The 13462-nt window shown below is 51.4% G+C and carries 13 protein-coding genes and 2 tRNA genes; 10 read left to right on the plus strand and 5 right to left on the minus strand.

Going from position 1 to position 13462, the window contains the following annotated elements:
• Position 1: 1 nt before the first annotated feature.
• From uvrA to whiA, 5 genes are all read left to right on the plus strand, one after another.
• Complete coding sequence (gene uvrA / locus FG166_RS02275; RefSeq protein ID WP_003682613.1) at positions 2-2863, plus strand: excinuclease ABC subunit UvrA; 2862 nt, start codon at positions 2-4, stop codon at positions 2861-2863.
• Positions 2864-2952: 89 nt separating this feature from the next.
• Positions 2953-4038, plus strand: a complete 1086-nt coding sequence (locus FG166_RS02280) for a 3'-5' exonuclease (RefSeq protein ID WP_003682615.1) — start codon at positions 2953-2955, stop codon at positions 4036-4038.
• 218 nt (positions 4039-4256) lie between these two features.
• Positions 4257-5126, plus strand: a complete 870-nt coding sequence (gene rapZ, locus FG166_RS02285) for an RNase adapter RapZ (RefSeq protein WP_003682618.1) — start codon at positions 4257-4259, stop codon at positions 5124-5126.
• Between the two features lie 21 nt (positions 5127-5147).
• Positions 5148-6125 carry a gluconeogenesis factor YvcK family protein gene (locus FG166_RS02290; RefSeq protein WP_003682620.1) on the plus strand — a complete coding sequence of 326 codons (978 nt, stop codon included), beginning with the start codon at positions 5148-5150 and terminating at the stop codon, positions 6123-6125.
• Between the two features lie 17 nt (positions 6126-6142).
• Positions 6143-7081, plus strand: a complete 939-nt coding sequence (whiA, locus tag FG166_RS02295) for a DNA-binding protein WhiA (RefSeq protein WP_003682621.1) — start codon at positions 6143-6145, stop codon at positions 7079-7081.
• A gap of 120 nt (positions 7082-7201) precedes the next feature.
• On the opposite strand, the gene FG166_RS09500 is transcribed toward whiA, so the two are convergent.
• The 4 genes from FG166_RS09500 to FG166_RS09510 all read right to left on the minus strand — a co-directional run bounded on the left by FG166_RS09500 (position 7202) and on the right by FG166_RS09510 (position 9105).
• Positions 7202-7561: a thiaminase II/PqqC family protein gene (locus FG166_RS09500; RefSeq protein ID WP_258409083.1), complete on the minus strand. Its 360-nt coding sequence runs from the start codon at positions 7559-7561 to the stop codon at positions 7202-7204.
• Positions 7518-7850, minus strand: a complete 333-nt coding sequence (locus FG166_RS09505; protein WP_003682625.1) for a thiaminase II/PqqC family protein — start codon at positions 7848-7850, stop codon at positions 7518-7520. The genes FG166_RS09500 and FG166_RS09505 overlap by 44 nt, the downstream gene beginning before the upstream one ends.
• A gap of 113 nt (positions 7851-7963) precedes the next feature.
• Complete coding sequence (clpP, locus tag FG166_RS02305) at positions 7964-8554, minus strand: ATP-dependent Clp endopeptidase proteolytic subunit ClpP (RefSeq protein ID WP_003682627.1); 591 nt, start codon at positions 8552-8554, stop codon at positions 7964-7966.
• Between the two features lie 416 nt (positions 8555-8970).
• The gene (locus FG166_RS09510; RefSeq protein ID WP_003682628.1) at positions 8971-9105 is read right to left on the minus strand and encodes a hypothetical protein; all 135 of its coding nucleotides are present in this window, start codon (positions 9103-9105) and stop codon (positions 8971-8973) included.
• A gap of 292 nt (positions 9106-9397) precedes the next feature.
• On the opposite strand from FG166_RS09510, the gene FG166_RS02310 reads away from it, so the two are divergent.
• Positions 9398-9469, plus strand: a tRNA-Arg gene (locus FG166_RS02310).
• 17 nt (positions 9470-9486) lie between these two features.
• Positions 9487-9570: transfer RNA gene (locus tag FG166_RS02315), tRNA-Leu, on the plus strand.
• 287 nt (positions 9571-9857) lie between these two features.
• On the opposite strand, the gene FG166_RS09515 is transcribed toward FG166_RS02315, so the two are convergent.
• A complete protein-coding gene (locus FG166_RS09515; RefSeq protein WP_003682630.1) occupies positions 9858-9989 on the minus strand; it encodes a hypothetical protein in 132 nt (43 codons plus the stop codon).
• 271 nt (positions 9990-10260) lie between these two features.
• On the opposite strand from FG166_RS09515, the gene gap reads away from it, so the two are divergent.
• From gap to tpiA, 3 genes are all read left to right on the plus strand, one after another.
• Entirely contained in the window at positions 10261-11274 is a 1014-nt protein-coding gene (gene gap, locus FG166_RS02320) for a type I glyceraldehyde-3-phosphate dehydrogenase (RefSeq protein WP_012390875.1), read from the plus strand.
• An 81-nt stretch (positions 11275-11355) separates the two neighbouring features.
• Positions 11356-12561, plus strand: coding sequence for a phosphoglycerate kinase (locus tag FG166_RS02325; protein ID WP_003682636.1), 1206 nt, complete (start codon positions 11356-11358; stop codon positions 12559-12561).
• A gap of 105 nt (positions 12562-12666) precedes the next feature.
• Positions 12667-13434 carry a triose-phosphate isomerase gene (gene tpiA / locus FG166_RS02330; protein WP_003682638.1) on the plus strand — a complete coding sequence of 256 codons (768 nt, stop codon included), beginning with the start codon at positions 12667-12669 and terminating at the stop codon, positions 13432-13434.
• Positions 13435-13462: the final 28 nt, after the last annotated feature.

The raw sequence follows: 13462 nt of genomic DNA on the forward strand, positions 1-13462 counted from the left end.
GATGGCAAACGAAAAGATTGTAATTCGGGGTGCCCGGGCACATAACTTAAAGAACATTGACGTGACGATCCCCAAGAATAAGTTGGTCGTCATCACGGGGCTGTCTGGTTCCGGCAAGTCTTCCTTAGCCTTTGATACCTTATACGCTGAGGGGCAGCGCCGGTACGTGGAGAGCTTGTCGGCTTATGCGCGCCAGTTCCTTGGCCAAATGGATAAGCCGGACGTGGACTCAATTGAAGGGCTATCGCCGGCGATCTCGATTGATCAAAAAACGACTTCCCATAACCCCCGTTCAACGGTGGGGACGGTGACGGAAATTAACGACTTCTTGCGCCTCTTGTGGGCCCGGGTGGGGACGCCGCTTTGTCCCACCCACGGGGTACCAATTGCCAGCCAATCACCTGAGCAAATGGTTAACCAGATCCTAGAGTTGCCAGAACGGACCCGCCTGCAGGTACTGGCGCCGGTCGTCCACGAAAAGCGGGGGACCCAAAAGGCAGTGTTAGCCAAGATCAAAAAGGACGGCTTTGTCCGGGTGCAAGTTGACGGTGAAACCTACGACGTCGATGAGGTACCGGAACTGGAGAAGAACAAGAAGCACTCCATTGACGTGGTGGTGGACCGCATTATCGTGAAAGACGGCGTTCGTTCACGCCTGTTTGACTCCTTTGAAGCGGCCTTGCGCCTGGCCGATGGGGTGGCGGTGGCCGACATTATTGGCGGTGAGAAGATCCCCTTTTCCGAACACTACGCCTGCCCGTACGGTGACTTCTCGATGCCCGAACTGGAACCACGGTTGTTCTCCTTCAACGCCCCGCTGGGTGCCTGCCCGGTTTGTGAGGGGCTCGGGAGTAAGTTAGAAGTTGACGTCGACCTCGTGGTTCCCGATCAAACGAAGACCTTAAACGAGGGGGCCTTAGTGCCGTGGAACCCAATCTCTTCTAAGTACTACCCCAGCCTGTTGGCCCAGTACTGCGCGGCCGCCGGGATTGACATGGACACCCCCTTTGAAGACTTCGATGACCAAACCAAGCACCAGCTTTTGTACGGTGATGACTTAACCTTCCACTTCCACTACCAAAATGACTTTGGCGGCATTCGTGACGTCGACGTGACCTTTGAGGGGGTGGTCAATAACGTTTCCCGCCGCTACAAGGAAACGAACTCCGACTTCACCCGCGAGCAGATGCGTAAGTACATGGCCGAGTTGCCGTGCCCAGCCTGCCACGGTTACCGGCTCAACGAACAGGCCTTGGCAGTGAAGGTGGCGGGCCAAAACATTGGTCAGGTTTCGGAACTGCCGATTTCTGAAGAAATTGACTTTTTCCAGCGGGTTCACTTGTCTGAACAAGACCAAGAGATTGCCCGGCCAATTCTAAAGGAAATTCTCGACCGGCTGACCTTTATGCAAAACGTGGGGGTTGAGTACTTGACCCTCTCCCGGTCGGCACGGACCCTCTCCGGGGGGGAGGCCCAGCGAATTCGGTTGGCGACCCAGATCGGTTCCAACTTGTCCGGGGTCATGTACGTGTTAGATGAACCATCGATTGGGCTCCACCAGCGCGATAATGACCGCTTGATTAACTCACTGAAGAAGATGCGTGACCTGGGGAACACCCTGATTGTCGTGGAACACGATGAGGATACGATGCGGGCGGCCGATTACATCATCGACATTGGTCCGGGGGCCGGCGAAGACGGTGGTCAGGTGATGGCGGCTGGGACCCCGAAACAGATTATGCGCTCACGCAAGTCTTTGACCGGTAAGTACCTGTCGGGACGGGAGATGATTCCGGTACCCAGCGAGCGTCGGTCCGGCAATGGCCACGTCTTGACCCTCGTGGGGGCCAAGGAAAACAACCTCAAAGACATCACCGTTAAGTTCCCGCTGGGGAAGTTTATCTGCGTCACCGGGGTGTCTGGCTCCGGTAAGTCGACCCTGGTTAACCAGATCCTCAAGCGGATCCTGGCCCAGCAACTAAACCGGGCCAGCGACAAGCCAGGGCGATACAAGGAGATCCGCGGCTTGGAAAACGTGGAAAAGGTGATCGACATCGACCAGTCACCAATTGGGCGGACGCCGCGCTCGAACCCGGCCACCTACACGGGGGTCTTTGACGACATCCGGGGCCTGTTCGCCCAAACTAATGAGGCCAAGTTACGGGGCTACGGAAAGGGCCGCTTCTCCTTTAACGTCAAGGGGGGACGGTGTGAAGCCTGCCACGGGGACGGAATTATCAAGATTGAGATGAACTTCTTGCCCGACGTCTACGTTCCCTGCGAGGTTTGCCACGGCACCCGTTACAACTCGGAAACCTTGGAGGTTGAATACAAGGGCAAAAATATCGCTCAGATCTTAGACATGACCGTTGAAGAGGCCCTCCACTTTTTCAGTGCGATTCCCAAGATTCGGCGTAAGCTTCAAACGATTCAAGACGTTGGCCTAGGCTACGTTCACCTCGGCCAGCCAGCCACCACCCTGTCCGGGGGGGAAGCCCAACGGATGAAACTGGCTAGTGAGTTGCACCGTCAATCTAACGGGCGTTCCTTTTACATCCTCGACGAACCAACGACCGGGCTCCACATGGCCGACATCAAGTGCCTGCTAGCAGTGCTACAGCGCCTAGTTGACGCTGGGAACACCGTTTTGGTAATCGAACACGACTTAGACGTGGTCAAGTCGGCCGACTGGTTGATTGACCTCGGTCCCGAGGGGGGTCAAGCCGGTGGAGAAATTGTCGCTACCGGAACCCCGGAAGAAGTGGCCCAGGTCCCAGCTTCTTACACGGGTCACTACCTCAAGGAGATGTTGGACCGGGATGCCAAGTGGGCGGCGGAACGGGCCGCTAAAAAGAAGAAGTAAGGACCTTTCTTGACAAAAAGGGGCGCGCCCTCCTATCCTTGATTTAACGATCACGTTCGGATAAATCACCTAATGGAAAGGATTTTAGAATGCAAGAAATGAAACTGGCCAAACTCCAGAGTCTACCAAGCAAGTACTACATGCTAGACCTTGAGTTTGCCACCCATAAAAAGACCCGGGAGCACCTCCCCTTAGAAATTGGGGTGGTCAAGTACCAAAACGGGCGCAAGGTCGGTAAGCAATTCCACCGCTTTGTTTACTGGGCCGACGCCGAGGCCGACGATATTTTGCGTGGAATGGATTACGCCAACGTCACCTACAAGACCTACAAGAAGCAGGGACAGTGGGATAAGATCGTTGCCGACCTCTTAAACTTTATCGACTTTAGCCTACCGATTGGGGGGTGGAACGTCCACGGCGATCTCCAGGTGTTGTTAGAGGCAATTAAAAACCACGGTGGCCCGCTCGTTGATGAGAAGGCGGTCTGCTGCTTTGAAGTTGACGAGTTGGTCAGCTGGTTAGGGGAACTACCCAATAAACCGAGCCTGCGTGGGGTAGGGCGTTTGCTGGGCTTTGACGTCTCAAATATGCACCATGCCCTTTCAGATGTCTTGTTAACCGCGCAGGTTTACGACTACTTAGTCGCCCTGCCGGAAATTGCTAGTTGGAAAAAAGCCCCGACCAATACCAAGTCTACCAAGGAGGCTGGGCGGACCAAGGCGACCAAGAAGGGAAACCGCCAAGTGACCAAGTCCGCCAATGCAACGACCAACACCAATTCCTCTAAGCAGGTGCCGATGGTAATTGACCAACCGGCTGACCGTCACTTGGTTGACCTAAGTGAGCACCCCGTTTCCTTAAAGAAACTGGCCCAAGATGACGGTAGCGTACCGGTGGCGGTGGTCTTTAACCCCAAGCAGGCCCGGATCACCAACGATCAGTCCGTGATTGACCAATTGGCTAATCACTACCAGCATCAATTTAAGCGGGTTTCACCAAAGGAAGCCCGGCTCGGCTTGCTTTTGGACACCAATAGTACGGTGCCACGGGCGGCCAGCAAGAAGAGTGCGCAATTCCGTTACCTAGAAGAGCACCAGGTACCGATTCTGTCGGTCGCTAACCTGGCCAAGGAATTAAATATCAAAACCGAAAAGGGAACCCCCGAAAGTAACTAGGCGTAACAAGAAGGTGGGAACTCACCAACCACGTAGCCCCAAGTGAAGGGCCACGGTTGGTTGGCGCACTTTCTGTCTAACGTTCGTGAATACAGTCGGAGGCCGGGAGAAACGATGCTTCCGGCCTCCTTTTTTGATACGCCGGGTAGCGTTGCTAGGCATGACACGCCCGGTGTGTTACAATAGACGGGTGTTTGAAAAGACGGGAGGGTTTGATAATGGCGGAACAATTAGAAGTGGTCATCATCACGGGAATGAGCGGGGCCGGAAAGACGGTGGCCGTCCAATCCTTTGAAGACTTGGGCTACTTTGTCATTGACAACATGATTCCTAGCGTGGCCACCAAGTTCGTTGACGCGGTTAAGCAGTCCGGTGAAATTACCCGGATGGCAATGGTGATGGACTCCCGGTCACGGGGATTTTACGATCAGGTGGTGCCGTGCGTAGCGCAACTACGGGGGCGTTCTGATCTTACGCTACGGCTCTTATTTTTGGAGGCTACGGACGAGGAGCTAGTTTCGCGTTATAAAGAATCGCGCCGGGCCCACCCCTTGAGTCACCAAGATGGTGTTTTACCAGGCATCATGCGGGAGCGCCAGCTGTTAAATGACCTGAAGTCGCAAGCGGATCTGGTAGTTGATACGACCACCCTGACGCCCCGCCAGCTTAAGCAACGAATTACGGAACGTTTTTCACCGGACGAGGCCCACTCGTTTTACGTTAACGTGATGTCCTTTGGCTTTAAGTACGGGCTTCCCCTGGACGCTGACTTGGTGATTGACGTCCGGTTTTTACCTAACCCGTATTACATTCCAGACCTAAAGCACCAGACGGGGAACGATCCGGCGGTCCAAGCTTACGTAATGGATAATCCGCTGGCCCAAAACTTCTACCAACACTTGTATTCGCTAATTGAAGTCGCCTTGCCGGGATACATCAAGGAGGGCAAGAGTAGTTTGATAATTGCCATTGGATGTACGGGGGGCCAACACCGGTCAGTAACGATTGCTAACCGGCTGGCCGCTGACCTGAAGAATAACCAATACCCAGTTCACGTCCATCACCGTGACGTGGACAAGGCCAACTAACAGAAAGAAGGAGTCGTTTTGATGCATCATCTCCCGAAGGTTGTGGTGATTGGTGGCGGGACCGGCCTGCCAATCATTTTACGCGGCCTAAGAGACCATAATGTTGATATTACTGCCATTGTGACCGTTGCTGACGACGGGGGCTCATCGGGGATCCTGCGTGATTACGTGAACGTGGTTCCCCCTGGCGACATTCGCAATGCCTTGGTGGCCTTGGCGGAAATGCCCCGGATTGAAAAGGATATTTTCCAGTACCGCTTCCGGAGTACCGACCAATTTTTGGCGGGGCACGCGATCGGCAATTTAATCATCTCGGCCTTGGCAGAAATGCGGGGCGGGATTTTTGAGGCCGTCCAAGAACTAGGGATGATGATGAAAATCCATGGTCACATCTACCCGGTTGCCAACGAACCGCTGACTTTAAACGCGGCCTTTGCCGATGGCCGGGTCATTCGGGGCGAGTCGGAGATTACGGCCGCCCACGGGCAAATCGACCACGTTTGGGTTAGTGACGGGGAACACCACCAGCCAGAAGCGGTGCCGGAGGTAATCGAGGCCATTATGGACGCCGATCAAATCGTCTTGGGGCCGGGGAGTTTGTTCACCTCGATCCTACCGAACCTGATGATCGAAAACGTTGGGAGGGCGGTTTGTGAAACCAAGGCAGAGGTGGTCTACATTTGCAACATCATGACCCAAAAGGGGGAGACCGATCACTTCACCGATGCCGACCACGTCCGGGTTTTAAATAAGCACCTGGGAAAGAACTTTGTCGATACCGTCTTGGTCAACATTCAGCCGGTGCCAAACGACTACATTGACTTTAAGGAGTGGAATGAGATTTCACAGCCGGTTACCCATGATTTCCGTACCCTGCGGGAAATGGGGTGCCGGGTGATTTCTAGTAACTTTTTGCGCTTGCGCGATAACGGGGCCTTCCATGATCGCGACAAGGTCGTCGAAGAGCTGATCAACCGGCTCCATGACGTTCATTACTAAACTGAAGGGGAGATTCCATGTCTTACGCTAGCGAAGTGAAGAAAGAACTCACCGGGATCACGGTACACGAAAAAAACGCCCGGGCCGAATTGATGGCCCTGATCCGGATGAACGGCTCCATTGGGCTGGCTAACCATGCCATGATTTTAAACGTCCAGACCGAAAGCCCGGCCATCGCCCGGCGGATCTATTCACTGATTAAGCAACTTTACAAGGTAGAAAGTGATATTCTGGTCCGCAAGAAAATGAAACTCAAAAAGAATAACACCTACGTGGTTCGCTTACGCCACCACGTCCAGGAAATCTTGGGGGACCTGGCCATTTTGGACGGTTTTCAAATCAAGGAACGGGTTCCCTTGGACTTGTTGACCGACGACTTGATGATCAGGTCATACTTGCGGGGGGCCTTCTTGGCGGGCGGTTCCGTTAATAACCCGGAGACGTCGCGCTACCACCTCGAGATCTATTCTTTGTATGAAGAGCACAACGAGATGATCGCTGAAATGATCAACCGCTATGACCTAAACGCCCGCACCACCAACCGGCGCAGTGGCTACATTGTCTACTTAAAGGAAGCCGAAAAGATCGCGAACTTCTTACAGTTGATCGGGGCAACCACTTCAATGCTCGAATTTGAAAACATCCGGATTGTCCGCGACATGCGTAATTCGGTCAACCGGCTGGTTAATTGTGAGAACGCCAATATGGATAAGGTGGCCAATGCCGCCAATCGCCAGGTGGAAAATATTATGCTGATTGAGGCGACGGTGGGGCTAAGTAGCCTCCCTGAAAAGCTACGTGCCATCGCCGAAACTAGGTTGGCTCACCAGGAAGTAAGTCTAAAGGAACTGGGGACGTTGGTACCCGGGGGCCCAATTTCAAAGTCGGGGGTCAATCACCGGCTCCGCAAGCTAAATGCCTACGCCGACGAATTGCGGCAGGGCAAGGCAATCTAAATAATAAACAAGAGGCTGCGAGGAATTTCTCGCAGCCTCTTGTTGTCTTTAAAACTAATGTTCCTGCTCTAGCTTGGTCAAACGGCCCGTATCGGAGGTTGGGCCGCACGCTTCTTTTGATTACCACCGTTCTTTTTGGTAGGCTATTTGCCAAAAGTGGCTTTCGTAAACGGCGCTGCGCTTAAAGGCCGTCGCCATTTGGGTTTGCACGTCCGGGGAGCTAGCGGCTGCGGTTTGGTTAACTAGGTCGAGCATTTGGTTAGTTGACGTGGTGAAGTCGTCGCTAGCATAGGCGTTAAAGAAGGCTTGGTAGAGTGGCTTGGGACTAGTTAACTTGGCCAGGTGGGCGTCAATTTGGGCGTAAAGCCAGTAGCAAGGCAGCAAGCCGGCCACGGCGGCCTGGGGGTTAACCTCATTGAGCTGGTAATACATGTGGCTAATGTAGGCGTAGGCGGTTGGGGCCGACCGGTGTGGTGGCAAAGTCAGTAGCGGTGATCCCTAGCTCCGCGTGCATCTTGTCGCGGATGGTGTCTTCACCACTCCCTTCGTTTAGGGCTAACAAGACCTGAGCTTGATCGGCCGGTAGGTGTTCAGCGATGGCCTCGTGGAGGGCGGCAAAGGCGGTGAGGTAGTGGTGATCTTGGATGAGGTAGTAGCGAAAGGTGTCTTCGGGCAGGGTCCCGTCGTGCAAGGCGGTGATAAAGGGGTGGTCAAAGCTAGCTTGCCAGGTCGGTAAAACGGCTTGGCGCCACTGGTCGGTGTAGTTCATGGTGAGCTCCTCTCAATTTAAATTTAGCCCCAGAATAAAAGAGGGGCACCCCGCTGTCAATCAAAAAAGGCACCAAGCAGAAATAAATTCTGCCTAGTGCCTAGATGCGGGGGTTACTTCAGATTGTTTGAATCCATAACCCCATCCAACAGGCCGTAATCCACGGCTTCTTGGGCGGTTAAGTAGTGATCCCGTTCAGTATCTTGTTCAACTTGCTCGAAGCTTTGCCCGGAGTTCTTAGCAAGAATTTCGTTGATCATCTTGCGGGTCTTCAGGATTTCTTCGGCGGCAATTTGGATTTCGGTTTGTTGACCTTGGGCACCACCGGATGGTTGGTGAATCATCACGGTTGAGTGTGGAAGACCGAACCGCTTCCCCTTGGTCCCGGAGGAAACCAGGACGGATGCCATTGAAGCAGCCATTCCGATCACGATCGTTTGAACGTCAGACTTGATGAAGTTCATCGTGTCGTAGATTGCCATCCCAGAGGTAACCACCCCACCAGGGGAGTTGATGTATAAGTAGATGTCCTTGGTGGAATCTTGGGCGTCCAAGAAGAGCAGTTGGGCAACAATTGAGTTTGCCATGTTGTCTTCAATCGGACCAGATAACATGATGATCCGGTCCTTTAAAAGACGGGAGTAAATGTCATAAGCGCGTTCGCCACGGGACGATTGCTCAATGACGGTTGGTACTAAGTTCATTCAGTTGGCCTCCTTAATTAGCACTAGTTAGTACTGTTTGCTAACTTATGGGGATAGTCTACTCTATAGGTCAAAAAAGGTCAAATCATTTACCCACTCGTTGGCAAAAGTTTTTCACCCCATTGGCATGGACCAGGCCCAATTGGGGGCGTTTTCGCAATCTGTCACACCGTTAACATATTGAGAGAATTATTTTTAAATTAACGTGAACGGCAAGAAGTAACGAGGTGGGGCCATCCTCGATTAGTTGACACTTGGTGTGAAAAAAGTCCGCGAGTAAAGTACTCTCACGGACTCATGCTAGCTTTTTAAATGTTAGGTAGAAAAAAGGTGGAGATGATCAGCATCTTAACCAGATTTCGGCCATAGAAGGCGGTGCTCCCCCCGGGACAGTCGGCGAGCCAGATAATTAGTGATTAGTCATCCAGGTCTTGGCATAAAAGATCTAATTCAGCGCTGGCGCTTTCGGCAGCCAATTGACTCATTTCTGCTTTGTCATCGCCGTTTTTGTAAACGTCTAAGGCTGCTAACATCCGTTCGTGTTTCGTCATGGTCTAGGTCCTCCATAATTATTTAATTGGTTTATGTTTTAAATTGGTTAATGACGAGGGAATGCCCGTCGTTAATTGACAATACCTATCATATCCCTCAATGGTCTAGTTGGCAAGTCCTTTTAATGACCAAATTTAAACAACCGGTTGATATAAATTGGTCTAGATGCTCGCTTTAGGGGAGGAAAATTAATTTAAAAAAGGGGCTTGTCAAAAAGGCGCTGAATGTGTATTATTATATACGTTGCTTGATAACAAAGCAGCGAGGCAAAGAAATGCGCCAAAAGGTAGCGCGCCCTTAGTGTAATGGATCGCACGCGAGATTCCGGTTCTCGAGATCGGGGTTCGACTCCCCGGGGGCGCATTAAAAACGAATATTATGCCCCAGTGGCGGAACTGGCAGACGCGCAACGTTCAGGTCGTTGTATGGGTAACCATGTACAGGTTCGAATCCTGTTTGGGGCACTAAGTTTTATTGTCGTCATTTTCAGGGATGGTTAAATCCTTGGGATGACGGCATTTTTTATTCTTACTGAAAATCAGTCAACATAGTTTTAAATCGAAACTGTGGTAAAACTGAGGTAAAAATTTTTGGCATGGGACCATGTGGGGAGTTATCGAATTAGATAGCTCTTTTTTGTTTGGTCAACTTTGCCGATGTGAAGGTGACTAGTGGGCTTAAGGGGACGGCTTTTTTTCAAGGAAATAAAAAATCCCCGCCGCCCAAATGGGGGAGGGGATCATAATTGAAATTACTTTTCGTCAGCAGGTGCTTCCTTAGCCCACTTACGGATAGCTTCAATCTTCTTTTCTTTTAAAGCCCGCTTGTACTTCGGAGCAATTGGACGCCGGCCTTGAACGCCGTGTGGATGTGCTTTGCGCATGGTTCATGCCTCCTTTATCTCTCTCGTAAATATTTCAACATTCCGATTATAACGAAAGTCACCTTAAATAGCAACCGTCAATCGCCAACGGAAAATCTAGGCGGCATGATTGGACAAGCACAAGTGAAATGGGTACAATGTTGTTTATATTGGTGGTACCCAATTTAGGTGAACTTTGTTAAAAAATGCACGACGATGGCTGTATTTTTTGGCTAATGGTGATACACTTAATGGGTACATGAATTATTTTCCTAAAGGAGGAAATTACAGTATGACTGTAAAGATTGGTATTAATGGTTTTGGCCGGATTGGTCGTTTGGCTTTCCGTCGGATTCACGAACTCAACTCTGACGAAATCGAAGTTGTTGCAATCAACGACTTGACGACGCCGTCCATGCTGGCTTACTTACTGAAGTACGACTCTACGCACGGCAAGTTCCCTGGTGAAGTTTCTGCTTACGAAGAAGGGATCATTGTTGACGGTAAGAAGTACCCAGTTTACGCAGAACGCGACGCTAAGAACATTCCGTGGGTTGCAAACGACGGGGTTGACTTTGTCCTTGAATGTACTGGTTTCTACACTTCTGCTGAAAAGTCCCAAGCACACCTGGATGCTGGTGCTAAGCGGGTTCTGATCTCCGCTCCTGCTGGTAACATTCCTACTGTTGTTCCTGGGGTTAACCTGGACACGCTGAAGGCTGACGACAAGATCGTTTCTGCAGGTTCCTGCACCACTTCTTGCCTGGCCCCAATGGCTTACTTCCTGAACAAGGAATTCGGTCTCAAGGCTGGTACGATGACGACCATCCACGCCTTCACTTCCACGCAAGCTATCCTCGATGGTCCTCGTGGTAAGAAGATGCGTAACAACCGTACTGCAAGCACGAACACCATTCCGCACTCTTCTGGTGCTGCCAAGGCCATTGGTCTGGTTATCCCAGAACTGAACGGTAAGCTTTCTGGTCACGCTCAACGTGTTGGTGTTGTTGACGGTTCCCTGACGGAACTTGTTTCCATCATGGACAAGCACGTTACGGTTGACGAAATCAACGCCGCTATGAAGAAGGCTACGGAAGGTAACGACGCCTTTGGTTACACTGAAGACCCAATCGTTTCCTCCGACATCATTGGCTCCACTTACGGTTCTGTCTTTGACCCATCTCAAACCGAAATCATGGAAGCCGACGATGGTTCCCAATTAGTTAAGACGGTTGCTTGGTACGACAACGAATACGGTTTCACCAGCAACATGATCCGCACCCTGATCCACTTTGCAAGCCTTTAATTGCAAGCTGAATTAAGGTGATCAAAAAGGCGGGAGGAGGCGACTCCCCCGTCTTTTCTTTTAAATAAGGAGGAAGATTTCATGGCTAAATTAACGGTTGAAGATTTAGACTTGGCCGGCAAGAAGGTCTTAATGCGCGTTGACTTCAACGTGCCGATTAAGGATGGTGTTGTTGGCGACGACAACCGGATTGTGGCTGCTTTGCCAACCATCAAGTACGTATTGGACCACCAGGGGAAGGCAATTCTCTTCTCCCACCTGGGCCGGATCAAGAAGGAAGACGACAAGCCGGGTCTGTCCATGCGTCCGGTGGCAGAACGCCTTTCTAACCTGCTGAACATGCCGGTAACCTTTGTACCGGTTACGGAAGGTCCGCAATTAGAAGACGCCATCGCCAAGATGGAAGACGGCCAAGTACTGGTGGTTCAAAATACCCGTTACGAAGACGTTAAGGACGGCGAATACGTTAAGCGCGAATCTGGTAACGATCCAGAATTGGGTAAGTACTGGGCATCCTTGGGTGACCTCTTCATCAACGATGCCTTCGGGACTGCTCACCGTAAGCACGCCTCCAACGTGGGGATTGCTTCCAACATGCCAGGCAAGGCAGCGGCGGGCTTCCTGATGGAAAAGGAAATCAAGTTTTTAGGTGACGCCGTTACCAACCCAGTACGCCCATTTGTTGCCATCTTGGGTGGTGCCAAGGTTTCCGACAAGATCGGGGTTATCAACAACCTGCTCGACAAGGCTGATAAGGTCATTGTCGGTGGGGGGATGACTTACACCTTCTACGCTGCCAAGGGCATCAAGATCGGGAACTCCCTGGTTGAAGAAGACAAGATTGACGTTGCTAAGGAAATCTTGGAAAAGGCTGGCGACAAGTTAGTCTTACCAGTGGATAACGTAGTTGCCGACAAGTTTGCCAACGACGCTAACACCAAGGTGGTTGAAGGCGACATCGATGACGGCTGGATGGCCTTAGACATTGGTCCAAAGTCAATCGAAGAATTTAAGAAGGTGCTGGCAGACGCTAAGACCGTTGTTTGGAACGGCCCAATGGGTGTCTTTGAAATGAGTAACTTTGCCAAGGGAACCTTGGAAGTTGGTCAATTCTTGGGGACGCTTGAAGGCGCAACGACGATCGTTGGTGGGGGTGACTCCACGGCGGCCGCTAAGCAACTGGGCATTTCTGACAAGTTAACTCACATCTCCACTGGTGGGGGAGCTTCATTGGCCTACCTGGAAGGGGACGTTCTTCCGGGGATTGCTGCCATTTCTGATAAGTAAACTTGAAAGGGGTTGGAAAGAAAAAGTTTCCCACCCCTTTTTCGTTTTTTTGTGGAATACAGAGTAGGTTGAATTCCATGTTCTTTTTTACGTGGGGGTGATTGAATGCGAAAACCATTGATTGTCGGCAATTGGAAGATGTATAAGACAATTACGGAAGCGGTCGATTACGTTGACCAAATCAAAGACGCCCTGCCGGATCCGGAACAAGAAGAAGTGGAGTTGGCGGTGCCAACCCTCTTTTTGGAGTCGCTCGTCGAACACACCCGGGGGACCAATTTAAAGATTGTAGCCGAAAACTGCTTTTACCAAGACGAAGGGGCCTTTACTGGTGAGACCAGCCCCTTGGCCCTGCGTGAATTAGGAATTAAGCACGTCATCATCGGCCATTCAGAGCGGCGCCGCTTGTTTTATGAAGACGACGCCACGATTAACAAAAAGGTCCATGCTGCCTTGAGCGCCGGAATTTGCCCGATTTTGTGCGTCGATGAAACGATGAAACGCAAGCAGGAGCACGATCGGATTGTCTGGGTGGTCAGCCAAGTCATTTCCGGCCTCCAAGGGGTCAAAGAAAGCGAGCTTTCGCGGGTGACGATCGCCTATGAACCAAGCTGGGCAATTGGTAGTGGTAACGAGGCGGCCACCCCGCAAGAAGCCAATGAGGGGTGTTACCTGATTCGCCAAACGATTGCCCACCTCTACAACGATGAAGTTGCCAACCAAGTACGGATCCTATACGGGGGTAGCGTTAATTTGTCTAACATCAAGACCTTAATGCAAAAAGACGATATTGACGGGGTTTTGATTGGACGGGCTAGTTTGGACGCCACCACTTTTTTAGAGATGGTTAACTACCAACGCTTTGGTCACTGATGGACTGTTTAAATTTCCCAGGAAATTA

The sequence above is a fragment of the Limosilactobacillus fermentum genome (assembly GCF_013394085.1).
GTDB lineage: Bacteria > Bacillota > Bacilli > Lactobacillales > Lactobacillaceae > Limosilactobacillus > Limosilactobacillus fermentum.

Excerpts from the sequence above, each read along its gene's own strand:
- uvrA (WP_003682613.1), top strand. The coding sequence starts at position 2 with ATGGCAAACGAAAAGATTGTAATTCGGGGTGCCCGGGCACATAACTTA.
- FG166_RS02280 (WP_003682615.1), top strand. The coding sequence starts at position 2,953 with ATGCAAGAAATGAAACTGGCCAAACTCCAGAGTCTACCAAGCAAGTAC.
- rapZ (WP_003682618.1), top strand. The coding sequence starts at position 4,257 with ATGGCGGAACAATTAGAAGTGGTCATCATCACGGGAATGAGCGGGGCC.
- FG166_RS02290 (WP_003682620.1), top strand. The coding sequence starts at position 5,148 with ATGCATCATCTCCCGAAGGTTGTGGTGATTGGTGGCGGGACCGGCCTG.
- whiA (WP_003682621.1), top strand. The coding sequence starts at position 6,143 with ATGTCTTACGCTAGCGAAGTGAAGAAAGAACTCACCGGGATCACGGTA.
- FG166_RS09505 (WP_003682625.1), bottom strand. The coding sequence starts at position 7,850 with ATGAACTACACCGACCAGTGGCGCCAAGCCGTTTTACCGACCTGGCAA.
- clpP (WP_003682627.1), bottom strand. The coding sequence starts at position 8,554 with ATGAACTTAGTACCAACCGTCATTGAGCAATCGTCCCGTGGCGAACGC.
- FG166_RS09510 (WP_003682628.1), bottom strand. The coding sequence starts at position 9,105 with ATGACGAAACACGAACGGATGTTAGCAGCCTTAGACGTTTACAAAAAC.
- FG166_RS09515 (WP_003682630.1), bottom strand. The coding sequence starts at position 9,989 with ATGCGCAAAGCACATCCACACGGCGTTCAAGGCCGGCGTCCAATTGCT.
- gap (WP_012390875.1), top strand. The coding sequence starts at position 10,261 with ATGACTGTAAAGATTGGTATTAATGGTTTTGGCCGGATTGGTCGTTTG.
- FG166_RS02325 (WP_003682636.1), top strand. The coding sequence starts at position 11,356 with ATGGCTAAATTAACGGTTGAAGATTTAGACTTGGCCGGCAAGAAGGTC.
- tpiA (WP_003682638.1), top strand. The coding sequence starts at position 12,667 with ATGCGAAAACCATTGATTGTCGGCAATTGGAAGATGTATAAGACAATT.